The following is a 26,274-nucleotide window of genomic DNA, read 5'->3' as shown; positions in this document are numbered from 1 at the left end:
GGGTCAGACAACTCAAGCCTAGAGGCATTTATGAGTAACAACCTCGACCAGCTCACCGATTGGTTGAAAAACCACAAGATCACAGAAGTCGAATGCATGATCGCCGACTTGACCGGGATTACCCGGGGCAAGATTTCGCCGACCAACAAATTCATCGCCGAAAAAGGCATGCGCCTGCCAGAAAGCGTTCTGCTGCAGACCGTGACCGGCGATTACGTCGAAGACGACATCTATTACGAACTGCTCGATCCGGCTGACATCGACATGGTCTGCAAGCCGGACGCCGACGCCGTCTACGTGGTGCCATGGGCTATCGAGCCGACCGCCATCGTTATCCACGATACCTACGACAAGCAAGGCAACCCGATCGAGCTGTCGCCGCGCAACGTACTCAAGAAAGTCCTGAAACTCTATTCCGACAAAGGCTGGCAGCCCATCGTGGCGCCGGAAATGGAGTTTTATCTGACCAAGCGCAGTGACGACCCGGATTACCCGCTGCAGCCGCCGATCGGCCGCTCTGGTCGCCCGGAAACCGGTCGCCAGTCGTTCTCCATTGAAGCTGCGAACGAATTCGATCCGCTGTTCGAAGACGTCTACGACTGGTGCGAACTGCAGGACCTGGACCTCGACACGCTGATCCACGAGGACGGCACGGCGCAGATGGAAATCAACTTCCGTCACGGCGATGCCCTGTCCCTGGCCGACCAGATCCTGGTGTTCAAGCGCACCATGCGCGAAGCCGCGCTCAAGCACGACGTGGCCGCGACCTTCATGGCCAAGCCGATGACCGGCGAGCCGGGCAGTGCCATGCACTTGCACCAGAGCATCATCGACATCGAGACCGGCAAGAACATCTTCTCCAATGAAGACGGGACCATGAGCCAGTTGTTCCTGCACCACATCGGTGGCTTGCAGAAACTCATTCCCGAACTGTTGCCGCTGTTCGCTCCGAACGTCAACTCGTTCCGCCGCTTCCTGCCCGATACCTCGGCGCCGGTGAACGTGGAGTGGGGCGAAGAGAACCGCACCGTGGGCCTGCGGGTTCCGGATGCCGGGCCGCAGAACCGTCGGGTGGAAAACCGCCTGCCGGGCGCCGATGCCAACCCGTACCTGGCGATTGCCGCGAGCCTGCTCTGCGGGTACATCGGCATGGTCGAAGGCCTGAATCCGAGTGCGCCTGTGGTAGGGCGTGGCTATGAACGCCGTAACCTGCGCCTGCCCCTGACCATCGAAGACGCGCTGGAACGCATGGAAAACAGCGCGACCATCGAGCGTTACCTTGGCAAAAATTTCATCACTGGCTACGTCGCGGTCAAGCGGGCCGAGCATGAAAACTTCAAGCGCGTGATCAGTTCGTGGGAAAGGGAATTCCTGCTCTTTGCCGTCTGATGCGCCGGGCGCCGCCGCAGTCGAGCGGCGCCTTCACCTGATTTTTTTTAGGAGATTCACATGACCAGCAACAACCCGCAAACCCGTGAATGGCAAACCCTGAGCAACGATCACCACCTGGCTCCGTTCAGCGACTTCAAGCAGCTGAAAGAGAAAGGCCCGCGGATCATCACCAACGCCAAGGGCGTTTACCTCTGGGACAGCGAAGGCAACAAGATCCTCGACGGCATGGCCGGCCTGTGGTGTGTCGCAATTGGTTATGGTCGCGATGAACTGGCCGATGCCGCCAGCAAACAGATGCGCGAGCTGCCTTACTACAACCTGTTCTTCCAGACGGCGCACCCGCCGGTACTGGAACTGGCCAAAGCCATCGCCGACATCGCGCCGCAAGGCATGAACCATGTGTTCTTCACCGGTTCCGGCTCTGAAGGCAACGACACCATGCTGCGCATGGTTCGTCACTATTGGGCGATCAAGGGCCAGCCGAACAAGAAAGTCATCATCAGCCGCAAGAACGGCTATCACGGTTCCACCGTGGCCGGCGCGAGCCTGGGTGGCATGACGTACATGCATGAACAGGGCGACTTGCCGATCCCGGGCATCGTCCACATTGCCCAGCCGTACTGGTTCGCCGAAGGCGGCGACATGACCCCGGAAGAATTCGGTGTGTGGGCGGCCAATCAGCTGGAAGAAAAGATTCTGGAAGTCGGTGTCGACAATGTCGGAGCCTTTATAGCCGAGCCGATCCAGGGTGCCGGTGGCGTGATCATTCCGCCAGACACCTACTGGCCGCGCATCAAGGAAATCCTCGCCAAGTACGACATCCTGTTCGTGGCTGACGAAGTGATTTGCGGTTTCGGTCGTACCGGCGAGTGGTTCGGCAGCGATTTCTACGGCCTCAAGCCAGACATGATGACCATCGCCAAAGGCCTGACCTCGGGCTACATCCCGATGGGCGGCCTGATCGTGCGTGACGAAGTGGTGGAAGTCCTGAACGAAGGCGGTGATTTCAACCACGGCTTCACTTACTCCGGTCACCCGGTGGCAGCTGCGGTGGCGCTGGAAAACATCCGCATCATGCGCGACGAGAAAATTATCGAGCGCGTTCATGCAGAAACGGCACCGTATTTGCAAAAGCGCCTGCGGGAACTGAACGATCACCCGCTGGTGGGTGAAGTTCGCGGGGTGGGTTTGTTGGGGGCCATCGAACTGGTCCAGGACAAGGCCACGCGCAAGCGTTACGAGGGCAAGGGCGTCGGCATGATCTGCCGCCAGTTCTGCTTCGACAACGGCCTGATCATGCGCGCCGTCGGCGACACCATGATCATCGCTCCGCCACTGGTGATTACACCGGCGGAAATCGATGAACTGGTGACCAAGGCTCGCAAGTGTCTTGACCTGACCCTGAGTGCATTGCAGGGCTAAGTGCTAGGCTCTGAGCGGAAGTCCGAAGTTCTGCATATGAAGTTGGAACTTTCGCTCAGAACTGTCAGAAAGCATGACCGTTTCCTTGAAAGACCGATGTGGATCTTGCCAGACTAGCCGCGGTTCCAGTTGCCCGGGTTCGGCCGCTGAACAAGTGGTTCAAAAAAGAAAAATTTGGAGCATTACGCATGAAGGCACTAGGTAAAAAGCTCGCTGGCAAGACTCTGCTTGCCATGTCCGTGATGGGTTTGATGGCGGGCGCGGTTCAGGCCGATGACAAAGTACTGCACGTGTACAACTGGTCCGACTACATCGCACCGGACACCGTCAAGAAGTTTGAAGACGAGTCGGGCATCAAGGTTGTCTATGACGTCTTCGACAGCAACGAAACCCTGGAAGCCAAGTTGCTGGCAGGCAAGTCCGGTTACGACATCGTTGTACCGTCGAACAACTTCCTGGCCAAGCAGATCAAGGCTGGCGTCTACCAGAAGCTGGACAAGTCCAAGCTGCCTAACTGGAAGAACCTGAACACCGACCTGCTCAAGGCCGTTTCCGTGAGCGACCCGGGCAACGAGCACGCCTTCCCGTACATGTGGGGTTCGATCGGTATCGGCTTCAACGCCGAGAAGGTCAAGGCAGCACTGGGTGCCGACGCACCGACCAACTCCTGGGACCTGCTGTTCAAACCTGAAAACGCCGCGAAGTTGAAATCCTGCGGTATCAGTTTCCTCGATTCGCCAACCGAGATGATCCCGGTGGCGTTGCACTATCTGGGCTATCCAACCGACAGCCAGGACAAGAAACAACTGGCCGAAGCCGAAGCGCTGTTCCTGAAAATCCGTCCTTCGGTAGGTTACTTCCATTCGTCCAAGTACATCTCTGACCTTGCCAACGGCAACATCTGTGTGGCCGTGGGTTACTCGGGTGACATCTACCAGGCCAAGTCCCGCGCGGAAGAAGCCGGTGACAAGGTGAAAGTCAGCTACAACATTCCGAAAGAAGGTGCCGGCAGCTTCTACGACATGGTCGCCATCCCTAAAGATGCCGAAAACGTCGAAGGCGCCTACAAGTTCATGACCTTCCTGCAGAAGCCGGAAATCATGGCTGAAATCACCAACGCCGTACGCTTCCCGAACGGTAACGCGGCCGCCACGCCGTTGGTTGATAAAGAAATCACTGCTGACCCAGGTATCTACCCGCCAGCGGACGTGCTGGCCAAGCTGTACGCGATTGCCGACTTGCCGGCCGCGACCCAGCGGATCATGACCCGCAGCTGGACCAAGATCAAATCCGGCAAGTGAGTAAAACCCTGTAGGAGCGAGCCTGCTCGCGATGGTCGTCAACGATAACGCTGGGTGCCTGACACCCCGCGGTGCTCTCAGGCTCATCGCGAGCAAGCTCGCTCCTACAGGTATCTGTACAAAAGTTTTGCTGGAACGGTTTTTCGAGGGTAAGTTGCGCGCCGGTTTTGTTGCCGGGCAACCACGGTTGTCATGTAGCGCGGGGCAACTTGGGCCCAACTAATTTCAGAGGACCTCCACTTGCCTATTTTTTCTTTGTTACGCAATGCCATGCTGGTGGGCGCCGGGCTGACGATGGCCGTCAGTGTCCAGGCCGCCGGTACCGTGCATATTTATAACTGGTCGGACTACATCGGCGAGACCACTCTGGCAGACTTCCAGAAAGAGACCGGGATCAAGCCGGTTTATGACGTTTTCGATTCCAACGAAACCCTGGAAGGCAAGTTGCTGGCCGGGCGTACCGGCTACGACGTGGTCGTGCCGTCCAATCACTTCCTCGGCAAGCAGATCAAGGCCGGAGCTTTCCAGAAGCTAGACAAGTCGCAGCTGCCGAACTATTCGAACCTCGACCCGGTGCTGCTCAAGCGTCTGGAGCAGAACGATCCGGGCAATCTGTACGCCGTGCCGTACCTGTGGGGCACCAACGGCATCGGCTACAACGTCGACAAGGTCAAGGCTGTGCTGGGCGTCGATACGATTGATTCGTGGGGCGTGCTGTTCGAGCCGGAGAACATCAAGAAGCTGCAAAGCTGTGGCGTCGCGTTCCTCGATTCCGCCGATGAAATGATGCCGACAGTGCTCAACTACATGGGCCTGAACGCTAACAGCACTGATCCCAAGGATTACGAAAAGGCCACCGCCAAGTTGCTTGCCGTGCGCCCTTACGTGACCTACTTCCACTCATCCAAGTACATCGCGGATCTGGCCAACGGCGATATCTGCGTGGCGATCGGTTTCTCCGGCGACATCTTCCAGGCCAAAAACCGCGCCGAAGAAGCCAAGAAAGGTGTGAACATCGCCTACTCGATCCCGAAAGAAGGCGGCGCGCTCTGGTTCGACATGCTGGCGATTCCGAAGGACTCGGCCAACGTCAAGCAGGCTCACGCCTTCATCAACTATTTGCTCAAGCCTGAGGTCATCGCTCAGGTCAGTGACTACGTCGGCTACGCCAACCCGAACCCCGGGTCGGACAAACTGATGGAACAGTCCATTCGCACCGATGAAGCGGTTTATCCACCGCAAGCGGTGCTCGACAAGACCTACGTGTCGGTCGAGTTACCGCCGAACATTCAACGTTTGATGACCCGCAGCTGGACCAAGGTCAAGTCGGGTAAATAGCTTCAAGGCTCAAACTATCCAAGGTTGGCTCACCTTGAGCGAACTGCACTCTTTTTTTGGGAGTTTCGTAAATGGCAGTTGCCTCCGGCGCCTATAAGAAAGCCCTCGAGGGCGACCAGCAACCTAAACAGGTGCTGGTCAAAATCGACCGGGTCACGAAGAAGTTCGACGAGACGATTGCCGTGGACGACGTGTCCCTGGAAATCAAGAAGGGTGAGATCTTCGCCCTGCTCGGCGGCTCGGGATCGGGCAAGTCCACATTGCTGCGCATGCTTGCAGGTTTCGAACGGCCCACGGAGGGGCGCATTTTCCTCGATGGCGTAGACATCACTGACATGCCGCCCTACGAGCGGCCGATCAACATGATGTTCCAGTCCTATGCCCTGTTCCCGCACATGACCGTGGCGCAGAACATCGCCTTCGGCCTCAAGCAGGACAAGATTCCGAACGCTGAAATCGACGCCCGCGTCGCCGAAATGCTCAAGCTGGTACAGATGAGCCAGTACGCCAAGCGCAAGCCGCATCAGTTGTCCGGTGGGCAGCGTCAGCGTGTGGCCCTGGCCCGTTCTCTGGCCAAGCGACCGAAGCTGTTGCTGCTCGACGAGCCGATGGGCGCACTGGACAAGAAACTGCGCTCGCAAATGCAGCTGGAGCTGGTGGAGATCATCGAGCGCGTCGGCGTAACCTGCGTCATGGTGACCCACGACCAGGAAGAGGCCATGACCATGGCCGAGCGTATCGCGATCATGCACCTGGGCTGGATCGCCCAGATCGGCAGCCCGATCGACATCTACGAAACCCCGACCAGCCGCCTGGTCTGTGAATTCATCGGTAACGTGAACATCTTCGAAGGCGAAGTGATCGACGATGCCGAAGGTCACGCGATCATTACCTGCAAAGACCTGGATCGTCAGATCTACGTCGGCCACGGCATCAGCACTTCGGTGCAGGACAAGTCGGTCACCTACGCGATCCGTCCGGAAAAACTGCTGGTCACCGCCGACATGCCGACCTGCCAGTACAACTGGTCCAGCGGCAAGGTGCACGACATCGCCTACCTGGGCGGGCACTCGGTGTTCTACGTCGAACTGCCAAGCGGCAAGCTGGTGCAGTCGTTCGTGGCCAACGCCGAACGTCGCGGGCAGCGTCCGACCTGGGGTGATCAGGTCTACGTGTACTGGGAAGACGATAGCGGCGTGGTGCTTCGCTCATGAACATGCGCAAATTCAAGCGTCGACTCAATCGAATAATTCCCGGTGGCCGTCAGATGGTCATCGGGGTTCCCTTCATCTGGCTGTTCCTGTTCTTCATGCTGCCGTTCTTCATCGTTTTGAAGATCAGCTTCGCCGAAGCGGACGTGGCCATTCCGCCCTACACCGAAATCTACAGCTACGCCGAGCAGAAGCTGCAGTTGCTGCTTAACCTGGGCAACTACGCGATGCTGGCCGGTGACGAGCTGTACATCGCCGCTTACCTCGGCTCGTTGAAGATGGCGCTGTTCAGCACCATCCTCTGCCTGCTGATCGGCTACCCGATGGCCTACGGCATCTCCGTTGCCCGCAAGGAAGTGCAGACGGTGCTGGTGCTGCTGATCATGATGCCGACCTGGACCGCGATCCTGATCCGCGTGTATGCGTGGATGGGCATCCTCAGCAACAACGGCCTGCTCAACGGTTTCCTGATGAGCATGGGCTTGATCGACGAGCCGCTGCAGATCCTCAACACCAACCTGGCGGTCTACATCGGTGTGGTTTATTCCTACCTGCCGTTCATGATCCTGCCGCTGTACGCCAACCTGGTGAAGCACGACCAGAGCCTGCTGGAAGCTGCGTCCGACCTGGGTTCGAGCACCTTCAACAGCTTCTGGAAAATCACCGTGCCGCTGTCGAAAAACGGCATCATCGCCGGCTGCATGCTGGTGTTCATCCCGGTGGTGGGTGAGTTCGTGATTCCGGAACTGCTTGGCGGCCCGGAAACCCTGATGATCGGTAAAGTGCTCTGGCAAGAGTTCTTCAACAACCGTGACTGGCCGGTGGCGTCTGCCCTGGCGGTGGTGATGCTGGCGATCCTGATTGTGCCGATCATCCTGTTCAACCGCAGTCAGGCCAAGGAAATGGAGGGTAAAGAATGAAGCGCTTCCGTTTCTCCAGCCTGATGCTGGTAGTGGGTCTGTTGTTCATCTACCTGCCGATGCTTATCCTGGTGATCTACTCGTTCAACGCCTCGAAACTGGTGACGGTGTGGGGCGGCTGGTCGATCAAGTGGTACGTCGGCCTGCTCGACAACTCGCAACTGATGGGGTCGGTGGTGCGCTCGCTGGAAATCGCCTGCTACACGGCGGTGGCGGCGGTGGCGCTGGGTACCCTGGCGGCGTTCGTGCTGACGCGTATTACCCGCTTCAAGGGCCGTACCCTGTTCGGTGGCCTGGTCACCGCGCCGCTGGTGATGCCTGAGGTGATCACCGGTCTGTCGCTGTTGTTGCTGTTCGTGGCCATGGCGCAGATGATCGGCTGGCCGCAGGAGCGCGGCATCGTCACCATCTGGATCGCCCACACCACGTTCTGTGCGGCCTATGTGGCGGTGGTGGTCTCGGCACGCTTGCGCGAGCTGGACCTGTCCATCGAAGAAGCGGCCATGGACCTGGGCGCGAAACCGTGGAAGGTGTTCTTCCTGATCACCATCCCGATGATCGCGCCGTCATTGGCGGCCGGCGGCATGATGTCGTTCGCCCTGTCGCTGGATGACCTGGTGCTGGCGAGCTTCGTGTCGGGCCCGGGGTCCACGACCCTGCCGATGGAAGTGTTCTCGGCGGTACGTCTGGGGGTTAAGCCCGAGATCAACGCCGTGGCCAGTCTGATCCTGTTGGCGGTGTCGATCGTGACCTTCCTGGTCTGGTTCTTCAGCCGTCGCGCCGAAGAAAGCCGCAAGCGTGCGATCCAGCAAGCGATCGAAGAGGCGGCCGCCGATTCGTGGAAGCAACCGGACGTGCGTCGCGCGCAGGCACCGGAAGCGGCTTGAGCCTGATGCCGGGTTGACCACAACACTGCGGTCAACCCGACCCCCTGTGGGAGCGAGCTTGCTCGCGATAGCGGACTGACATTCAACATCGATGTTGACTGTGATGCCGCCATCGCGAGCAAGCTCGCTCCCACAGGTTCTTTGGCGGTCAGGAAATCCACGGAGATCGGCGAATGACCTCGACGAAATTCATCGGCTTGAATCCCGGTTCCTGATCCACCAGCACATCCGTCTTCACATTCCCGAACGTAGTCTGTGGACGATGACGCAAGCCATCGGCAAACGCGCAGATGATGCACTCCTTGAACCCCTCGCCCCGTGGATGCGCATGCACCACCGCTTCACGCTGCACGGTGGAGAACGCCGCGTAGTCCATGCCCAGCACGTCCATCTCGACTCCAGCCGTTACCAGTGCCACGGTGGGCCGCAAGTGCTGAGGAACGCCCGGTGTGGTGTGCAGGGCAATCGATAGCCAGACCTGTTCGATATCGTCGTCGCTCAGCCCGTAAGGCTTGAGAAATGCGGCTGCCGCATTGGCGCCATCGACTTCGAAGCGCTCGTTGTCGCTGCGGTACCCCTCCACCAGGCCCAGGTCATGGAACATCGCGCCGACGTACAGTAACTCCGGGTTGTAGGCCAATTGCTTGCGCTCACCGCTCAGGGCGCCGAACAGGAATACCCGACGCGAGTGGTGGTAGAGCAGGTCCGATTCGATGTCACGGATGTATTCGGTGGTGGCCTTGGTCAGCGCGCTGTCGGGGATCCTGATGCCGGCGATGGTGGTGCTCATGGAGTTTTCCTCGTCGTGAACGCCTGGGTGGCGCTGAGGGTTTCAGTCTGTTCCGCCCCTCGAAACCGGACAATCGCGCCATGGCTGCGATCCCGGCCAATGAGCATGCATATCGCGCCAACCTCGCTTGTTGCGCCTGGATTGGCTAGGGTGCATGCAGCCCCTGTAGGAGCGAGCCTGCTCGCGATGGCGTTCAACGATGACGCTGGCTGCCTGAATGAACGCGGTGTCCTCACGTCCATCGCGAGCAAGCTCGCTCCTACAAAGGGACGGTGCAATCAGATCCAAAGGAGGCGATTCACGTCATGAGTAAAACCATCGCCATCGTGGTCTTCGCCGGCGTCCAGTCGCTGGATGTCACCGGGCCCATGGATGTGTTTTCCGAGGCCAATCGATTCCTTGCCCCGCAGGATCACTATCGGCTGGAGGTGATCGGCGTCGAGCACGGGATGATGGCGTGCTCCAACGGTTTGGCACTCAATGCCCATCGGCATTTCAGCGAAGCGCTCGAGGCGTACGACTTGTTGTTGGTGGCTGGCGGGCCGCAATTGCCGTTCATGAGTTTCGGCGTGGCGTTCGACACCTGGCTGCGCGGGGCCTGCGGGCGGGCGCAACGGTTTGGCTCGATCTGCAACGGCGCCTTCATGCTCGCACGGGCGGGGTTGCTGGAGGGGCGCACGGTCACCACGCATTGGCAGGACGCATCGGATCTGGCGGCGCTGTGCCCCTCGTCCCGCGTGGAAGCGGATCGACTGTACGTTGAGGACGGCGACCTGTTCACCTCGGCCGGGGTTACAGCGGGGATCGATCTGTCGTTGTATCTGTTGGGCCGGGATCACGGACCGGAAGTGGCGCTGAATGTCGCCAAGCGGCTCGTGGTGTTCACCCAGCGTTCGGGCGGGCAGTCGCAGTTCAGCCCGTTCCTCACGCCCCACGCCGAACCGGACTCGGCGGTGGCGATGGTCCAGCATTACGTGCTGGCCAACCTGACGGGCGATTTGGCCATCGCCGACCTGGCCAATGCGGCCAACATGAGCGCGCGCAATTTTTCCCGGGTGTTTGCCAGGGAAGCGAAAATCACCCCGGCCGAGTTCGTCGAGCGCGCGCGGGTCGATGCGGCGCGGGTGATGCTCGAAAGCACCCGGGCACCGCTCAAGACTGTGGCCTATCAATGTGGATTTCGCGATGCCCAGCACATGCGCAGTGTGTTCAATCGCAGATTGGGGGTGACGCCGCAGCAGTTCAGGTTGAATTTTGCGGCGATGGTTTGAGCTGAACTTGTGGGTGTCTGTCAGGGCCTCATCGCGAGCAGGCTCGCTCCCACAGGGATCCTTGCTGAACACAAATTTTGTGAACACCAGCAAAACCTGTGGGAGCGAGCCTGCTCGCGAAGGGGCCGGTCCAGCCAATGCAAAATTACTGAGCCGCCCGCGCCGGCAACAGCTTCAACGTACTGCGCGTATTGGCCGTGACTTCTTCATCATTGAGATGCGCCTGGAAATACATCCCTTCGATGTAGGCCTCGGCTTGATCATCATAGTGATTGTCGAACACTACACCGCTCTGGCCAACCGGGTTGACGGTCAGGCTGTGGGCCGGGTCGGCGAAGTCGATCAGGCGCCGGGTCGAAGGGCCGTAGGTGACGGGCCAGGGTGCCGGGCCGATTTTCGCCGATAGATTGTTCGGCACTTCATGACTGCCGGGTGCGGCGAAGGGGCCGACGTTGAAGACCAGGTCCAGCGGCTTTTGTTGCCCCAGCGGATGACCATGGGTCAAGGTGTGCGCGCGACCCCACTGCCATTGCGAGGCGTCTGCGCCGAGGGTGCTCCTGAGGTGTGCGAGACTGGCTTGCCAGGCGGCCTTCACCGTGTCGGCACGGGTTTCCTTGCCGAGGGTGCTGCGGTTGTCCCACCACGGTGAATCGGCGCTGGCAGCCAGGCGGGGGAGCGCGGCGTCGATCACCCGTGTCGAGAGCAGTGTTTCGAAAAAGTCGTTACCCAGTTCGTCATGCATCGTCGCGTCAGCCAGGTTGAACAGCAACTGGTTGAACAGCGTGGCGCTGGTGGAATCGAGCGGGTAGTCGCCTTTCCACTGGGCCAGTTGCTCCACCAGTTTGAGTTCGGCGGGGTCGCTCAGCACTTCGCGCAACACCGGCAGCAGCGGCGCCAACAAGCGCGGGCCGTAGGCGGTGGTAGTGCCCAGCTGCAGTTTCTGGCTGTTTTCCAGGTCCCATTTCACGGCTTTGTCGCCGAGCTGGCGATTGAGCTGCTGACCACGATCGGCAAGGTTGTAATAGCCGGGAATCTCCATGCCGGTCGGCGACACCGGCTGGAAGTTGGCCGATACGATGTAGCCCCGCGCCGGGTTTTCTTCCTGAGGGTTGGCGCTGAACGGGTAGAAGCCATCCTTGTCGGCCTCGGCGGTGCTGCCGTCGAGGATGAACCATGGGCGTACACCCTCCGGGCGTTTCGGCAGTTGCGCCGCCGCCCACCAGCCGATGTCACCCTTGGCATTGGCCCATACAACGTTCAGGCCCGGTGCCTGGATTTTTGCTGCGGCACTGCGGGCCTTGGCCAGGGTGTCGGCGCGGTTGAGCTGGTAGAAACCGTCCAGGATCGGGTTCTGGCTTTCGAGAAACGCCCACCACATGGCAATCGGTGTCTTGCCGACGCCGCTGCCCAAGGCATCGTTGACGATTGGGCCGTGGGGCGATTGACGCAGTACCAGCGTCACCGGTTCCTGGCCCTTGACCGCAATCTTCTGTTCGCTGGTGACCATGTCCACCCACTTGCCGCGATACCAGACCTGATTGGGGTTGTCCGGGTTGACCTTCTCGGCGATCAGGTCGAGGTCGTCGTTCTGGAACATGGTGATGCTCCAGCCGAAGTCGTTGTTCATGCCCAGAGAGGCGAACGGCATCAAGGCCTGGTAATGCCCGTAGAGTTCAAAGCCCGGCGCGGAGAGTTGGGCTTCGTACCACACCGACGGCGCGGAGAAACGGATATGCGGATCACCCGCCAGCAGAGGCTTGCCGCTTTGGGTCCGGCTGCCCGCGACGACCCAGGCGTTACTGCCCTCGAACTGGGGCAGGCCGTTGTCAGCCAAGGCCTGTTCGCTCAGGCGGGCGAGGGCGTTGAGGTCTTTCCAGTCGGCGCTGGCCAGGGAAGGTGCGGTCCCGTCGAGCACGCCTTTGGACTGCCAGTCGAGATCGAAAACGCTCAGGTAGTCAGGGCCCAGTTGATCGCGCACGAATGTCAGCAAGGGTTCGGTACGAAATGCTGCCGCAAAACTGTAGGCCATGTAACCGGCGATGCTGATGGTGTCCTGGGCGGTGAACGGGCGTTTTGGAATGCCCAGCACATCGAACTCCACGGGTTTGGCGTGGCTGTCCTGATACTGGTTAATGCCGTCCAGATAGGCCTGCATGGCGATGAAAGAGGGTGACTGTTTGTCGAGATTGGCGAAGTAGGTTTCGGCGCGTTCGCGAATGCGCAGACTGCGCATCAGTTTGTCGGTGTCGAGCAGCTTCGGTCCGAGCACCTCGGCCAGTTCGCCACGGGCCAGACGACGCAGGACTTCCATCTGGAACAAGCGGTCCTGGGCATGTACGTAGCCGAGTGCGCGATACAGGTCGGTTTCGTTGTCGGCGCGAATATGCGGAACGCCGCGCTCGTCGTAGCGCACAGTGACTGAGCCTTGCAGGTGTTGCAGTTCCACCATGCCCTGGCGTGACGGCTGCTTACTGTAGAGGTACCAGCCGGCTCCGGCGGCCAGCACGACGATCAACAGCGCGAGAGCGGTCAGGCTGCGTTTCATAAGAGTCCGTTCCATGTTGTTAGAATTATTGGGAGGGAAGTTTATGGTCTTTATCTTGTCGATAGTAGTGCTTTGAGAATTAATAACACAGTATTTTGCGAATAGGAAATTTCCTTCGAGCTTCTAGGAGTTGCACTACAGAAGTGGTGTTGCAAGGTTTTGCAGCTACAACCTATAAAGAGGTCTCAGAGTGTCAGGTGCACTCGGTGTGACTGGCAATGGTTTATTTATTTGGCGATAAATATATATTGCATCTGTCGCGAACCAATACATTAATTTGATGCTAAGGCAGACTAAAGTTCAGCTGCGTTAGTGAATGCGTCAGTTAGGCGGTCAATGTAACTCTGTATTTTTAATCGCGAAATCATGAAGTGACAAGGGCTCAGCATGTAGCCCTGCTGGGCTGTTTGTAAAATCTGATTGAGCTCAGGGAGCTGTCAGAAACGTACTTATACGTTATTAACAATGAAGAAGCTGACATGGATAAGTCATATGAATGATGCTGAGAAATATTTAGGATTCCATAGAAAGATAGGGCCAGGTTCATTCGAAATTGGCCCTGTATATATCAACGAAAAGGAACCATTGCGACAGGATATCGGTGGTTATTTCAAAGGGTCTTGGGGACCGTATGAGGGCCCCCATAGAGGCACCAGTGCTGGTTCTGGGAAGCTACGTCCGATTACTCCCTTCATATGGGATGACCTAATGCTGGAGCAGAGGGTGAATCAGGAATACATCGACAGTGAATACGTAGAGGTTTTCAACAGACTTACAGAAACGACTATCAGAGAAATAGAGCATGAAAAACAAGCAACCAAGATGGGGCGCGCGCTCTCGTTAGCGGAAGCAGCCAGGATAGATCAGGAAACAACTATTAAGGCGATCCATTCAAAAGCATCAGAGTACCGAGCCCAAAACGAGATCACGCACTCGCTTTACGGTCAAAATCCATTTTTTTTGATGAAGGAGTTATCCTTCAAAAAACTCCATGAAAGCCTGGACTTGAATCATCCAAATTTCGTGGGTGCCTATGATTCTATAGACAAGGCATATCGTGCAGCGCTAGAGCTTAAACGTCTTTCGTTGGGGATGCATGTTCTGGCCAATCAGCTCCCAGAACTGTCTATGAGAAAAGACCAGGCAAATGCCGTTGTTCCGGCCAGCAGAGAAGGCGAGAGGCATCTTGCGGCTGAAAGACTTTCAGTGGTTAACCTGGAAACTAACATCCGGTTTCAACTGTTGCCTGTATTTCTCGCTGAGAAAGTTGTTGCAGTGGCAGGTTCGACAGAGGGGCGTAGCCTATCTCAATCGCTTATCCATTATAAAATGGCAACAGATCAGATATTTAATTCTGAGTGGGCTGCTGTCCGCCCTTACGTAAAGGCTAACCCAAAAATTAATGCGCCATTGAGCAAGCCTGAACTCGAGGCGCTAAATAATCTGGTGGACTTGCAGGCTAATACGAACATTGGAACACGCTGGCAAGATTACCATGTAACACTTCTTCACTCAGAAAATCTTCGATATTTGTGGGAGACAACAAATGCCTTTTCGGGGCTAATCGCTCGTGCCCAGGAAGCGGAACGCTTGGAAGAGCAATTACGTATTGCAGCAGAGCAGGAGGTTCGTTATCTACAAGAGCAAGCTCGTATTGCGGTGGAGGCAGAGGCAACGCGTATAGCAGCTGAACAAGCTCGTATTGCGGCGGAAGCGGAGGCAAGGCGTATAGCGGCTGAACAAGTTCGTATTGCGGCAGAAACGGAGGCAAGGCGTGCAGCTGCTGAGCAGGCTCGTATTGCGGCAGAAGCTGAAGCCAGGCGTGTAGCTGCTGAACAAGCTCGTAGAGCAGCAGAAGCTGAAGCCAAGCGTATTGCTGATGAGCAGGCGCGTGCAGCGGCAGAGGCTCTTCGAAGCGCCAACGCGTTCCATGCAACAGGCGCTGCATCAGCGGCAGGACCGTTGTTTATGACCTCAGCGGGAACTGTTGCTGTTGTTGAGGCAGCTTCGGTCACTCTGCAAGCTGCTATCCGTACGGCAATTTCGGCTTTGGGAGGTCTTGTCGCAAGTGTTGGGGCCGGGGCTGTTGTAGGTGTTTCAGCACTGTTCTACTCATCGAGCCTGAGTAACGGCGAATTGCCGAAGCGTTATGCTTTCAGTACACCTCTCTCGGATCTTGCATCAGAAATTGGGCAAAATTTAAACACCGTCGCTGCCGCTGGCGGGACTGTTGACTTGCCTTATCGCGTTAGTTCAAAGACTACCGCGGATGGACAATCAGAGCTATTTGTCGTCATGACGGATGGTCTGACTGTCCCTTCGAGAGTTGGCGTAGTTGCTGCCACTTATAACGCTGAACAGAACGTCTATACCGCGACCACTGCGGATGTACCACCTCGAACCTTGACGTGGACCCCTGTCGTCAACCCCGGGAGCAGTTCGACGACCTCGCCTGCCGAACAGCCAGTGCCACCGCTCTACACTGGGGCAACGGTGATACCGGTTGAGGGACGGATCGATACATTCCCTTCGGTTTCCGAAGCCAGTTTTGATGATTTTATTACGGTCTTCCCGGTGGAATCTGGCCTGCCACCGGTCTATACGATGTTTCGGGACCGGAGGGAAGATCCGGGTGTTGCAACAGGCGTTGGTCAGCCTGTGTCAGGGATCTGGTTGGGGGCGGCGTCGCAAGGCGAAGGCGCCCCCGTTCCGTCGCAAATTGCCGATCAGTTGAGGGGCAGGGAATTTAAAAATTTCAGGGCGTTTCGAAAGGCATTTTGGGAGGCAGTTGCTGATGACCCTGAACTGGCTAAGCAGTTTAATAAACAAAACCTCGCTGCAATGGCAAATGGAAAAGCTCCTTTTGCTCCAAAAGCAGAGTGGGCAGGAGAAACTAGAAAATTTGAATTTCATCACAAAATATATGTATCGAAAAACGGTAGCGTTTATGGTGTCGAAAATATGAGTTTGGTTACTCCTAAGCGACATAAAGCAATCCACAGGGAGAAGAAATAAAATGAAGAGCAAACTGATTTCAGATTATACAGAGAAAGAATTTTTGGATTTCGTAGTTGCAATTTGTGACGCGAGCGCTCGAACGGAAGAGGAAGATGTGAAGTTGGTTTTAGAATTTGAGCGTCTAACGGAGCATCCGGATGGGGCGGACTTGATTTACTATCCACGAGACGACAGAGAAGATAGTCCCGAGGGAATTGTAAAGGAAGTCAAGGAATGGCGAGCCGCTAACGGTAAGCCGGGGTTTAAGGTGGTTTAAATTCTGTGATTTTTAGTGAGGCTCTTGCCGTTAACTGACGGCAAGACCATTTATTTTATCGGCTGGCGTGCGACTGGCTTATTCATTGCTGATCCACGGGCAGTAACACCCCACAGCCAGTGTGTGCGTGGCACTCACCGCACGGCCTTCATCCAGCGCTTGCAGGATGGGTTCGATAAAGCTGTTGCCGGAGTTGCAGGTCAGGCCTTCGCTGTAGGGGCCGAAGTAGGCCAGTTTGCCGCTGCGGTCCCAGATCGCCACGGCCGGGCTGGCGGGGATCTGTTCGGATCCGGGCAGGACGTCGATGGTTTTCAGGCGGCTCAAGGTGCCCGGTAACTGGCCATGGCTACCGGGTTTTTGCACGGCGTAGAATTCCACACCATGGGGTACATAGCGCTCGACCAGTTCGGTCAGGTGTTGCTGATTGCCGACGTTGCATGGGCAGGCCGGGTCCCAGAAATGCACCAGGCGGATGGCGCCAGGGCCTGCGAGGTCATCGGGAAGACGCAGCGGATCACCCGAAAACATCGCCGTGTGCTCGCTGAACGCCCGCAGGTAACGCCCCTGGAACCAGTCGTAGGCCGCCCACAATACGCCGGTACACACCACGGCGAGCAGGCTGGCAAACAGGGTGGCGCGAAGGGGCGGGTGCATCGGTTCAGTCCTCGAAGGTCGGCTAGCTTGCCATGCTTGCCGCGACAGAAGAATATCGCAGGCCTATAAAGTCCGTTTCACGCTCTGGAATCGTCCATGCCGGCCACTTTCGACCCCGATCTTCTACGTGCAAGCTTGCTGCCACTGGCGGCCGGACAGCCGTTATCGGCGCAGGCGAAGGCCTACCAGCAGTTCTACGGGCTGGATTTTGCGCCGCGTCAGTTGCGCAGCGGTCTTGGGCGCTTCGAGGTCGATGGATACGAGCTGGTCAGCCAGTTCTGGTGGCCCGAGCGGGCGAAGGCGACGTTGTTTGTCATCCACGGTTTCTACGACCACACCGGGCTGTACCGGCATGTGATCGAATGGGCGCTGGACCAGGGCTTTGCGGTGATTGCCTGCGACCTGCCGGGGCATGGCTTGTCCAGTGGCGAGCGGGCGAGCATCAAGGATTTCGCCGAGTACCAGGACACGCTGCAGGGGTTGTTCAGCGAGGCGCAATCCCTCGATTTGCCGCAACCGTGGCACCTGTGCGGGCAAAGTACAGGTGGGGCGATCGTGATCGATCATGTGTTGAATGCGGGGGCGAGCAGCCCGGCCCAGGGTCAGGTGATCCTGTTGGCACCGTTGGTGCGGCCGCGGGCGTGGGGTTGGTCGCAACTGAGCTATTACTTGCTCAGGCCTTTCGTCAAAGCCATCGCCCGGCGCTTCAGCGAGAACTCCAGCGACCCGGCCTTTCTGCCGTTCCTGCAAGCCGATCCATTGCAGCCGCTGCGTCTGCCGACAGCCTGGGTGGGCGCGCTGGCACGCTGGATCAAACGCGTTGAAGCGGCGCCGGTCAGCACCAGGCGGCCGCTGATCGTGCAGGGGCAGGCGGACATGACCGTGGATTGGGAACATAACCTTGAAGTGTTGCGGGGCAAGTTTGATAGGCCGCAGGTCCTGATGTTGCCTGAGGCGCGGCATCATCTGGCGAATGAAACACTGGTGATGCGGCAGGAGTATTTAGGGTTTTTGACCAAGCGGATCAAGGGTCGGAATCCTTAGCGACAGTGATGGCCCCATCGCGGGCAAGCCCGCTCCCACAGGTTTCGCGGTGATCACAAAATAGTGGGTTGACTCAAAACACTGTGGGAGCGGGCTTGCCCGCGATAGCGATCTGTCAGGCGCCGATAATCATTGGCTCAGGTTCGAATTGCTCTGCCCCACCGCCAACCCCGCGCGAATCGCCGCCAGTGCTGCCTGATAGTAAGCCTGGCCTTGCGTCGATTCGGCAAAGGTCGCGAACTCTTCCAGCTCGTCGTCCGACAGGTCGCGATAGACATACAGCAGCGTGTTGTTCAGGTCGCTGCCAATCTGGTCCATCAGGCGCTGGCGCTGGCCGTTGAGCATGCCCTGGGCCTGACCGGCACCGAGCAATCCCGGGATCATCGAACTCAGGCTGTCGGCGGCCACACCGGCAATCGCCAGGCTGACTTCCGCGCCGGCCTCGCGAGCAGGCAGCGCTTGTGCCAGATGGCCGATGATCAGCAGGCGGCTGTCGCTGGCCTGCATCTTTGGCAAGCCCTTGGCATTTTTCGCCAGTTGGTCACGACGGGTCGCCAGCAACTCGGCAGCGACGATTTTCTTGCCCAGAGGCGACTGGAAAAACGTCAGTGCTGGTTTTGGATCGGCGAGGTTCTTGCGCAATTGCGCTTCGGCGCGCTGGTCCATGGCCTGGGCGGAAAATCGCTGATTGCTGTTATTGACCAGAGCCTGATACACCGCCGGAGGCAGGCTGCCCTGATAGCGTTGCTGGGCAGCCGAGAGGGCGTCGTTGAAGTGCGCGCGTTGTTCCGGCCAGCCGGCGACCTTGTACAACTGGTCGTGGCCGTCTGCCCAGGCGGGCAAAACGCAGAACATCAGCAGTGATAAAAGCAAACGGCGCATAGGGACTCCAGTCAGCAGGCGACTATTCTCCGTGTGGCATCCGTACTTGTCGAGAATTCGTATCAACCCGCTGCGCGGCTCTGTCGGATTTTCGGGCACAGGAATACTATGCGCGGCATGCAAATATCCTCTGATCACCCGCTGCTGTTACGAATCGTCGACGACCTGGCCGAGCACGGCTGGTCGCAGCAGAATATTTTCCTGCCTCAGGACCTGACCCGAGCGCTGGCGGCCGAGTGTCGCAAACGTGCTGCCGAGGGTGAACTGGCTCCGGCCGCCGTGGGTCGAGGGCCGTCGTCGGAGATCCGCGAAGGGATTCGTGGCGACCATATCCAATGGATCGACCCCGGCCAGGCCGAGGCTTGCGACAGCTATCTGAGTTTGATGGACAGCCTGCGCGAGGCGATCAATCGTGGTCTGTTTCTCGGCCTGGAGGATTTCGAAAGCCATTTTGCGATGTACCCGCCCGGGGCGTTCTACCTCAAGCATGTCGATCGCTTTCGCGATGACGACCGGCGCATGGTTTCAGCGGTGGTTTACCTCAATGATGGCTGGCTTCCCGAGCACGGCGGCTCGTTGCGCATGTACCTAGACAACGATCGCGTCCACGACGTGCAGCCTACCGGCGGCTGCCTGGTGGTGTTTCTTTCCGGAGAGGTTCCCCACGAAGTCCTGCCCGCGACCCGCGATCGTCTGTCGCTGACGGGCTGGTTCCGGCGGCGCGGCAACGAGCCGTTCTGATCATGCAGAAAATTCTCGTCAGCCGCTGCCTGTTGGGCCACCGCGTTCGTTACGACGGCGGGGCCAGTGGGCCGTTCGATCAGCTTCAGCAATGGCTCGACGAAGGTCGGATCGTACCGTTGTGCCCGGAGGTCGCCGGTGGCTTGCCAACGCCTCGGGCGGCAGCGGAAATTCCAGGCGGGCAGGGCGCGCAAGTCCTCGATCGCCAGGCCGCGGTGATCACCACCGAGGGCGAGGATGTCAGTGCGCAGTTTTTGTCGGGGGCGTATCAGGCACTGGAACTGGTGCAAAATCACGGCATCCGCATTGCCGTCCTCAAGGCCAACAGCCCGTCCTGCGGCAACCTGCTGACCTATGACGGGACGTTCAGCGGGGTGAAGGTCGATGGCGAGGGCGTGACGGCGGCGCTGCTCAAGCGTCATGGCGTGCAGGTGTTCAGTGAGTTGGAGTTGCCGCAGGCGGCTCAGGCGTTGGCAGCACTCGATTAACGAGCGACAAAAGACACTGTGGGAGCGAGCTTGCTCGCGATGGCGGCCTGACATTCAACATCAATGTTGACTGGACTGGCCTCATCGCGAGCAAGCTCGCTCCCACAGGTTCTGCATTCACTTCAGTTCTGCAGTTTCGGCACCACATCCGCCCCCAACCACTTCTGCTCCAGCGCGTGCATTCGTCCATCATCCTTGATTCGCTGCAGGGCGCTCTCCAGGCTGGCATGGAACGCCGGATTTCCCTTCTGAAAAGGAATCGCCAGGCTCACGACCGGGTTGGTTTTGGGCTTCTCTTCGGTCAACGACTGCACCAGCAGAATGGAGCGCGGCTCTTCTTTCTGCGCGATCAATTGAGCCTGGGCTTGAACGTAAGGTTCGCTGAAATCGAAACGATCCCTGAGATCCGGGGTCACTGCTATGTGGTTGATAGCGATGTCGTATTTGCCGCTTTCGACGCCGGTCAGCAGATCGCTGCCGTCGGTGACGACAAAGTCGGCCCGGACATCGAGTTCACTTGCCAGCAGTTGGCCCAGTTCGACTTCGAATCCGGCGAGCTTGTCGCCATCCTTGAAGTTGAATGGGGGAGTGTTGGCTTCAACGGCTATGCGCAACTCGCCCCGGTCGTTGACGTCATCAATCAGTTCGGCATGAGCCAAAGGGCTCAGAAGGGGTAGCAGGCAGATCAGGCCAGGCAGAAAGCGCATGGTCACTCCTTTGAATTTTTTATCGCGACCCTCTGATTCAGGCTCGCTTTGCTATGGTTGTCGAGTGCCTTCGACAACAAATGGCCATGAAGTTGTCATGGCCACGCGGATTTTACGAAAAAACTGGAGAAGAGAATGAAAACCTTTATGTCACGTGCTGCTTTGGCTGGCCTGTTGATGGGTGTTTCGGTGCTGGCCAGTGCTGCAACGCCGGCTCCGGAAGGCGCTAAAGTGTCGATCGTGTCTCCCAAGGACGGCGCGAATATTCCACAGACTGTCGTCGTCAAGTTCGCTGTCGAGAATATTGCCTTGGCACCGGCAGGCGATCCCACCAAGAACACCGGACATCACCATTTGCTGATCGATGTCGATGAGTTGCCAGCCGCCGGAGTACCGATTCCCAAAGACGCCAATCACCAGCATTTCGGCGCCGCGCAGACCCAGGCTGAAGTCACGCTCACGCCGGGCAAACACACCCTGCAGCTTGAACTGGGCGATAGCAACCACATGCCGTTCGATCCGCCGATCGTTTCCGAGAAGATCACCGTCAACGTCAAGTAACGTTGTTGCGTCAATGAAAAAGGGAGCCCGAAGGCTCCCTTTTTTGGCTCAAGCCGCAATCAGAACAACACACGACTACGGATGGTGCCTTTGACGTGTTGCAGCTTCTCTTGCGCCAGGTCCGAGTACTCGGCGTCGACGTCGATCACTACGTAGCCGACCTTCTCGTTGGTCTGCAGGAACTGACCGGAGATGTTGATGCCGTTTTCGGCGAAGACTTTGTTGATCTCGCTGAGTACACCCGGAATGTTTTCGTGGATGTGCAGCAGGCGGTGCTTGCCGGGGTGAGCCGGCAGGGCCACTTCCGGGAAGTTCACGGACGATACCGAAGTACCGTTGTCGCTGTACTTGACCAGTTTTTCCGCGACTTCCAGACCGATGTTGGCCTGGGCTTCAGCGGTAGAACCACCGATGTGCGGGGTCAGGATCACGTTGTCCAGGCCACGCAGCGGGCTTTCGAACTCTTCGTCGTTGGAGCGTGGCTCCACCGGGAATACGTCGATGGCCGCGCCGATCAGGTGCTTGTCCTTGATGGCAGCCGCCAGGTGGTCCAGTTCGACCACGGTGCCGCGGGCGGCGTTGATCAGGATGCCGCCTTTCTTGATGGCACGGATTTCTTTCTCGCCCATCATCCACTGGGTGGCGGCGGTTTCCGGTACGTGCAGCGAAACGATGTCGGACATCGCCAGCAGTTCGTGCAGGTTGCCTACCTGAGTGGCGTTACCCAATGGCAGCTTGGTGATGGTGTCGTAGAAGTACACCTGCATGCCCAGGCCTTCCGCCAGGACCGACAGTTGAGTACCGATCGAGCCGTAACCGACGATGCCCAGCTTCTTGCCACGGATCTCGAAGGAGTTGGCCGCGCTCTTGATCCAGCCGCCACGGTGGCAGGAAGCGTTCTTCTCAGGGATACCGCGCAGCAGCAGGATCGCTTCGGCCAGCACCAGCTCCGCTACGGAACGGGTGTTGGAGTAGGGCGCGTTGAACACCGCGATACCGCGTTCGCGGGCAGCGTCCAGGTCGACCTGGTTGGTGCCGATGCAGAAACAGCCGACCGCAACCAGCTTCTTCGCGTGATCGAAGATCTCTTCGGTCAGTTGAGTGCGCGAGCGAATGCCGATGAAGTGAGCGTCGGCGATCTTTTCCTTGAGCTGGGCTTCCGGCAGAGAACCCGTGAGGTACTCGATGCTGGTGTAGCCCGCCGCCTTGAGGACGTCGACAGCCGATTGGTGGACGCCTTCGAGAAGAAGGAACTTGATCTTGCTCTTATCGAGAGAAGTCTTGCTCATCTGCGTAAACCTGTATCCCGGAGAAAATTGGCAGGAAATGGTCAACAGACGCTGACCCGAGCGGCATGACAGCCGTCGCCGCAGAATAGCCGTTGGGCACTATGCTGCGGGGTCGGTATGCTAGCATATGCGCCCCGCTAAACACTCATTCCTGCGACGTGAAGCGTTCTCAGGATGACCATGAATTGTTCGAGAGTTCTGTCGATGACCAATCCTGCCCTGATTGAAGAGCTGAAGACCCTGGTTGAGCCTGGCAAGGTGCTGACCGATGCCGACTCCCTGAATGCTTACGGTAAGGATTGGACCAAGCATTTCGCCCCCGCTCCGACCGCCATCGTGTTCCCCAAGACCACCGAGCAGGTCCAGGCCATTGTCCTTTGGGCCAATAAACACAAGGTCGCGCTGGTGCCGTCCGGCGGTCGCACCGGCCTTTCCGCCGCAGCGGTAGCGGCCAATGGCGAAGTGGTCGTGTCGTTCGACTACATGAACCAGATCCTCGACGTGAACCTCACTGACCGCACCGCCGTGTGTCAGCCGGGCGTGGTCACCGAGCACCTGCAGAATGTGGCCGAAGAAAACGGTCTGTACTACCCGGTGGACTTCGCTTCGGCAGGATCGAGCCAGATTGGCGGCAATATCGGCACCAATGCCGGCGGGATCAAGGTGATTCGCTACGGCATGACCCGCAACTGGGTCGCTGGCATGAAGGTCGTCACCGGCAAGGGCGACGTGCTGGAACTAAACCGCGACCTGATCAAGAACGCCACCGGCTACGACATGCGCCAGCTGTTCATCGGGGCTGAAGGCACACTAGGGTTCGTGGTCGAAGCGACCATGCGCCTCGATCGCGCGCCGAAAAACCTGACCGCAATGGTCCTCGGCACCGCCGATTTCGACTCGATCATGCCAGTGCTGCACGCCTTCCAGAGCAAACTCGACCTGACTGCCTTCGAATTCTTCTCCGACAAGGCCCTGGCCAAGGTCATGGCCCGTGGCGACGTGCCGGCGCCGTTCGAGTCCGACTGCCCGTTCTACGCGCTGCTGGAATTCGAAGCGACCACCGAAGAAGTGGCCAACCACGCCCTGGAAACCTTCGAGCACTGCGTCGAGCAGGGCTGGGTGCTGGACGGCGTGATGAGCCAGAGCGAAACGCAGCTGCAGAATCTGTGGAAGCTGCGCGAATACATTTCCGAAACCATCTCCCACTGGACGCCGTACAAGAACGACATCTCGGTCACCGTATCGAAAGTCCCGGCGTTCCTGAAGGAAATCGACGCGATCGTCGGCGAACACTACCCGGACTTCGAAATTGTCTGGTTCGGCCACATCGGCGACGGCAACCTGCACTTGAACATCCTCAAGCCGGATAACCTGAGCAAGGACGAGTTCTTCGCCAAGTGCGCGACCGTGAACAAGTGGGTGTTCGAAACCGTCGAGAAGTACAACGGTTCGATCTCTGCCGAGCACGGTGTGGGCATGACCAAGCGGGATTACCTGACCTACAGCCGTTCGCCGGTCGAGATCGAGTACATGAAAGCGGTCAAGGCAGTGTTCGACCCGAACGGCATCATGAACCCGGGCAAGATCTTCGCGGTTTGAGCTGCAAACCTTAGGCACCCTTGAAGGCAGGAGACGGTAAATGAGCTATCAGCACCAGTATGTCGACGGAACGCGTATTCATTTCCCGTTGGGGAAAGTGGTGTGCATCGGCCGCAACTACGCCGAACACGCCAAGGAACTGGATAACCCGGTGCCGACCGAGCCGCTGCTGTTCATCAAGCCGGGTAGTTGCGTGGTGCCGCTGGAAGGCGGATTCAGCATTCCCACCGAGCGCGGCTCGGTGCACTACGAAGCGGAAATCGCGGTGTTGATCGGCAAGCCGTTGTCGACCAGACCGAGCCGTGAAGAAGTGCTCGACGCCATCTCCGGCTTCGCCCCGGCCCTGGACCTGACCCTGCGCGACAAGCAGGCCGAGCTGAAATCCAAGGGCCTGCCGTGGGAAATCGCCAAGTCCTTCGACGGTGCGGCGGTGATTGCTCCGTTCGTGTCCGGCAGCACCTTTGCCGACCTGACCGACATTGGCATCCGCCTGACCATCAACGGCGAAGTGCGCCAGGACGGCAACAGCAGCGCAATGCTCAACCCGATCGTGCCGATGATTCAGCACATGGCCGGCTGCTTTTCGTTGCAGGCCGGGGATGTGATCCTCACCGGCACGCCAGTGGGCGTTGGTCCGCTGAATGTCGGTGACGAGATCGTCCTGGAACTGCCGGGCGCCAGCCGCTTCACCAGCAGCGTTCGCTAGTTGTAGCGCCGCTGTACCTGTGGGAGCGGGCTTGCTCGCGAAGAGGGCGTGACAGTCGACATAAGTGTTGCCTGACACACCGCTTTCGCGAGCAGGCTCGCTCCCACATTGGTTTTGTCGTGGCCTGTATATAACTCACCCTGTCATTTCCCGTTTTTTTCACATCCAGTCTGGATAATTTCAGGGCTTTCGGCCTCTGAACCGGCCCCAAACTGTGCTATTACCCCTAGCCTGAATTTCTGGAACGCATTCCCCAATGGCCACTCCTCCGCTATCCACGCTTAATCCTGCCCGCCGCTCACGCTTCGCCCTGCGTTGGCACACCTGGCTTTTGTTGGTGGCCGTTGTCGCCTACGGCGTTGCATTTGCCATGCACTGGGATTCGCGGGGCGTGCTCTGGGTGAAAGAGCAATTCAAAAGCCCGGCCGAGCGTCAGGCCAGTATCTGGCTGCCGGACTATCGGGCGGTGATCGATGCCAAGCCGTTGCCGGGCATGGAGAAGGACGAAGCATCGGACGTGGCCTATGACCCTCAGACCAAGACCCTGTTTTCGGTCATGGGCAAGAACCCCTTCCTGGTCGAGTTGAACCTGCAGGGTGATGTGCTGCGCAAAATGCCGTTGGTCGGCTGGAGCAACCCTGAGGCCGTCACCGTGCTGGGCGACGGCCGACTGGCCATTGTCGATGAGCGCGAGCATCTGATCGCTATCGTCAAGGTCGATGCCGACACCCGCGAACTGAACATCGCCGATTTCCCGAAATACGACCTCGGCCCTTCCAAAGACCAGAACAAAGCCTTTGAAGCTGTTACCTGGGATCCGCGCAATCAGCAACTGGTGCTGGGTGAAGAGCGCCCGCCGGCATTGTTTGCCTGGAAGGGTGACGGCAAGGTCCTGACCGGCGACAAGCTGAAGCTGGCCAGCCATGCACTGGACATGCGCAACCTGTCGGCGCTGGCCATCGATCCGCGGACCGGCCACATGCTGGCGCTGTCCGCCGACTCGCACCTGTTGCTGGAGCTGGACAAGAAGGGCGAGCAGGTCAGTTTCATCACCCTGTTGCGTGGCTTCAACGGCCTGAAAAACACCATCCCGCGTGCCGAAGGCGTAACCATGGATGAAGCGGGCACGCTGTACGTGGTGAGTGAGCCGAACCTGTTTTATCGCTTCGAAAAACAGAGGTAATGCCTCTGTGTATGCGTAAAAGGCCCGCGGCCATTAAGCTTCAGTTCAGACGGGCGTGATATTTCATCC

Annotated in this window: 23 protein-coding genes; 17 read left to right on the top strand and 6 right to left on the bottom strand. The window is 58.4% G+C overall.

Annotated features, from left to right (window positions below):
• Positions 1-30: 30 nt before the first annotated feature.
• The 7 genes from PPUTUW4_RS26395 to PPUTUW4_RS26365 all read left to right on the top strand — a co-directional run bounded on the left by PPUTUW4_RS26395 (position 31) and on the right by PPUTUW4_RS26365 (position 8,471).
• Positions 31-1,389 (top strand): glutamine synthetase family protein, encoded by a 1,359-nt coding sequence (locus PPUTUW4_RS26395; protein WP_015097274.1) that lies wholly within the window; start codon positions 31-33, stop codon positions 1,387-1,389.
• 60 nt (positions 1,390-1,449) lie between these two features.
• On the top strand, positions 1,450-2,814 hold the full coding sequence (locus tag PPUTUW4_RS26390) for an aspartate aminotransferase family protein (protein ID WP_015097273.1): 1,365 nt from the start codon (positions 1,450-1,452) through the stop codon (positions 2,812-2,814).
• A 188-nt stretch (positions 2,815-3,002) separates the two neighbouring features.
• Positions 3,003-4,115: a polyamine ABC transporter substrate-binding protein gene (locus PPUTUW4_RS26385; protein WP_015097272.1), complete on the top strand. Its 1,113-nt coding sequence runs from the start codon at positions 3,003-3,005 to the stop codon at positions 4,113-4,115.
• A 240-nt stretch (positions 4,116-4,355) separates the two neighbouring features.
• Entirely contained in the window at positions 4,356-5,453 is a 1,098-nt protein-coding gene (locus PPUTUW4_RS26380) for a polyamine ABC transporter substrate-binding protein (RefSeq protein ID WP_015097271.1), read from the top strand.
• A 71-nt stretch (positions 5,454-5,524) separates the two neighbouring features.
• On the top strand, positions 5,525-6,667 hold the full coding sequence (gene potA, locus PPUTUW4_RS26375; protein ID WP_015097270.1) for a polyamine ABC transporter ATP-binding protein: 1,143 nt from the start codon (positions 5,525-5,527) through the stop codon (positions 6,665-6,667).
• A complete protein-coding gene (locus PPUTUW4_RS26370) occupies positions 6,664-7,584 on the top strand; it encodes an ABC transporter permease subunit (RefSeq protein ID WP_015097269.1) in 921 nt (306 codons plus the stop codon). Before potA ends, PPUTUW4_RS26370 begins: the two co-directional genes overlap by 4 nt.
• Complete coding sequence (locus PPUTUW4_RS26365; RefSeq protein WP_015097268.1) at positions 7,581-8,471, top strand: ABC transporter permease subunit; 891 nt, start codon at positions 7,581-7,583, stop codon at positions 8,469-8,471. The genes PPUTUW4_RS26370 and PPUTUW4_RS26365 overlap by 4 nt, the downstream gene beginning before the upstream one ends.
• A gap of 148 nt (positions 8,472-8,619) precedes the next feature.
• Here PPUTUW4_RS26365 and PPUTUW4_RS26360 read toward each other — a convergent pair whose 3' ends face one another.
• The gene (locus PPUTUW4_RS26360; protein WP_015097267.1) at positions 8,620-9,261 is read right to left on the bottom strand and encodes an HD domain-containing protein; all 642 of its coding nucleotides are present in this window, start codon (positions 9,259-9,261) and stop codon (positions 8,620-8,622) included.
• Between the two features lie 305 nt (positions 9,262-9,566).
• On the opposite strand from PPUTUW4_RS26360, the gene PPUTUW4_RS26355 reads away from it, so the two are divergent.
• Positions 9,567-10,532, top strand: coding sequence for a GlxA family transcriptional regulator (locus tag PPUTUW4_RS26355; RefSeq protein WP_015097266.1), 966 nt, complete (start codon positions 9,567-9,569; stop codon positions 10,530-10,532).
• 145 nt (positions 10,533-10,677) lie between these two features.
• On the opposite strand, the gene PPUTUW4_RS26350 is transcribed toward PPUTUW4_RS26355, so the two are convergent.
• Positions 10,678-13,077, bottom strand: a complete 2,400-nt coding sequence (locus tag PPUTUW4_RS26350) for a penicillin acylase family protein (protein WP_015097265.1) — start codon at positions 13,075-13,077, stop codon at positions 10,678-10,680.
• 492 nt (positions 13,078-13,569) lie between these two features.
• Between PPUTUW4_RS26350 and PPUTUW4_RS26345 the strand changes: the two genes are divergently transcribed.
• Positions 13,570-16,092 carry an S-type pyocin domain-containing protein gene (locus PPUTUW4_RS26345; RefSeq protein WP_015097264.1) on the top strand — a complete coding sequence of 841 codons (2,523 nt, stop codon included), beginning with the start codon at positions 13,570-13,572 and terminating at the stop codon, positions 16,090-16,092.
• A gap of 1 nt (position 16,093) precedes the next feature.
• Entirely contained in the window at positions 16,094-16,351 is a 258-nt protein-coding gene (locus tag PPUTUW4_RS26340) for a bacteriocin immunity protein (RefSeq protein ID WP_015097263.1), read from the top strand.
• Positions 16,352-16,429: 78 nt separating this feature from the next.
• Here PPUTUW4_RS26340 and PPUTUW4_RS26335 read toward each other — a convergent pair whose 3' ends face one another.
• Positions 16,430-17,005 (bottom strand): DUF6436 domain-containing protein, encoded by a 576-nt coding sequence (locus PPUTUW4_RS26335; protein WP_015097262.1) that lies wholly within the window; start codon positions 17,003-17,005, stop codon positions 16,430-16,432.
• Between the two features lie 96 nt (positions 17,006-17,101).
• Between PPUTUW4_RS26335 and PPUTUW4_RS26330 the strand changes: the two genes are divergently transcribed.
• Entirely contained in the window at positions 17,102-18,049 is a 948-nt protein-coding gene (locus PPUTUW4_RS26330) for an alpha/beta hydrolase (RefSeq protein WP_015097261.1), read from the top strand.
• A 129-nt stretch (positions 18,050-18,178) separates the two neighbouring features.
• On the opposite strand, the gene PPUTUW4_RS26325 is transcribed toward PPUTUW4_RS26330, so the two are convergent.
• Positions 18,179-18,931, bottom strand: coding sequence for a DUF2059 domain-containing protein (locus PPUTUW4_RS26325; RefSeq protein ID WP_015097260.1), 753 nt, complete (start codon positions 18,929-18,931; stop codon positions 18,179-18,181).
• Positions 18,932-19,039: 108 nt separating this feature from the next.
• Here PPUTUW4_RS26325 and PPUTUW4_RS26320 point away from each other — a divergent pair, with 108 nt between their 5' ends.
• Complete coding sequence (locus PPUTUW4_RS26320; RefSeq protein ID WP_007976386.1) at positions 19,040-19,672, top strand: 2OG-Fe(II) oxygenase; 633 nt, start codon at positions 19,040-19,042, stop codon at positions 19,670-19,672.
• Between the two features lie 2 nt (positions 19,673-19,674).
• On the top strand, positions 19,675-20,160 hold the full coding sequence (locus PPUTUW4_RS26315; RefSeq protein WP_015097259.1) for a DUF523 domain-containing protein: 486 nt from the start codon (positions 19,675-19,677) through the stop codon (positions 20,158-20,160).
• A gap of 122 nt (positions 20,161-20,282) precedes the next feature.
• Here PPUTUW4_RS26315 and PPUTUW4_RS26310 read toward each other — a convergent pair whose 3' ends face one another.
• The gene (locus PPUTUW4_RS26310; RefSeq protein ID WP_015097258.1) at positions 20,283-20,867 is read right to left on the bottom strand and encodes a transporter substrate-binding domain-containing protein; all 585 of its coding nucleotides are present in this window, start codon (positions 20,865-20,867) and stop codon (positions 20,283-20,285) included.
• A 135-nt stretch (positions 20,868-21,002) separates the two neighbouring features.
• Here PPUTUW4_RS26310 and PPUTUW4_RS26305 point away from each other — a divergent pair, with 135 nt between their 5' ends.
• Positions 21,003-21,428 (top strand): DUF4399 domain-containing protein, encoded by a 426-nt coding sequence (locus PPUTUW4_RS26305; RefSeq protein ID WP_015097257.1) that lies wholly within the window; start codon positions 21,003-21,005, stop codon positions 21,426-21,428.
• A 59-nt stretch (positions 21,429-21,487) separates the two neighbouring features.
• Here the strand turns inward: PPUTUW4_RS26305 and serA are convergent, their stop codons facing one another.
• Positions 21,488-22,717, bottom strand: a complete 1,230-nt coding sequence (gene serA, locus PPUTUW4_RS26300; RefSeq protein ID WP_007976393.1) for a phosphoglycerate dehydrogenase — start codon at positions 22,715-22,717, stop codon at positions 21,488-21,490.
• A gap of 204 nt (positions 22,718-22,921) precedes the next feature.
• Here serA and PPUTUW4_RS26295 point away from each other — a divergent pair, with 204 nt between their 5' ends.
• The 3 genes from PPUTUW4_RS26295 to PPUTUW4_RS26285 all read left to right on the top strand — a co-directional run bounded on the left by PPUTUW4_RS26295 (position 22,922) and on the right by PPUTUW4_RS26285 (position 26,205).
• Positions 22,922-24,316 carry an FAD-binding oxidoreductase gene (locus PPUTUW4_RS26295; protein ID WP_032829505.1) on the top strand — a complete coding sequence of 465 codons (1,395 nt, stop codon included), beginning with the start codon at positions 22,922-22,924 and terminating at the stop codon, positions 24,314-24,316.
• Between the two features lie 40 nt (positions 24,317-24,356).
• Positions 24,357-25,022, top strand: coding sequence for a fumarylacetoacetate hydrolase family protein (locus PPUTUW4_RS26290; protein WP_015097256.1), 666 nt, complete (start codon positions 24,357-24,359; stop codon positions 25,020-25,022).
• A 256-nt stretch (positions 25,023-25,278) separates the two neighbouring features.
• A complete protein-coding gene (locus PPUTUW4_RS26285) occupies positions 25,279-26,205 on the top strand; it encodes an SdiA-regulated domain-containing protein (protein WP_015097255.1) in 927 nt (308 codons plus the stop codon).
• Positions 26,206-26,274 lie beyond the last annotated feature (69 nt).

The sequence above is a fragment of the Pseudomonas sp. UW4 genome, assembly GCF_000316175.1.
Lineage (GTDB): Bacteria > Pseudomonadota > Gammaproteobacteria > Pseudomonadales > Pseudomonadaceae > Aquipseudomonas > Aquipseudomonas laurylsulfatiphila.
This window is presented reverse-complemented; position numbering and strand designations above follow the sequence as displayed.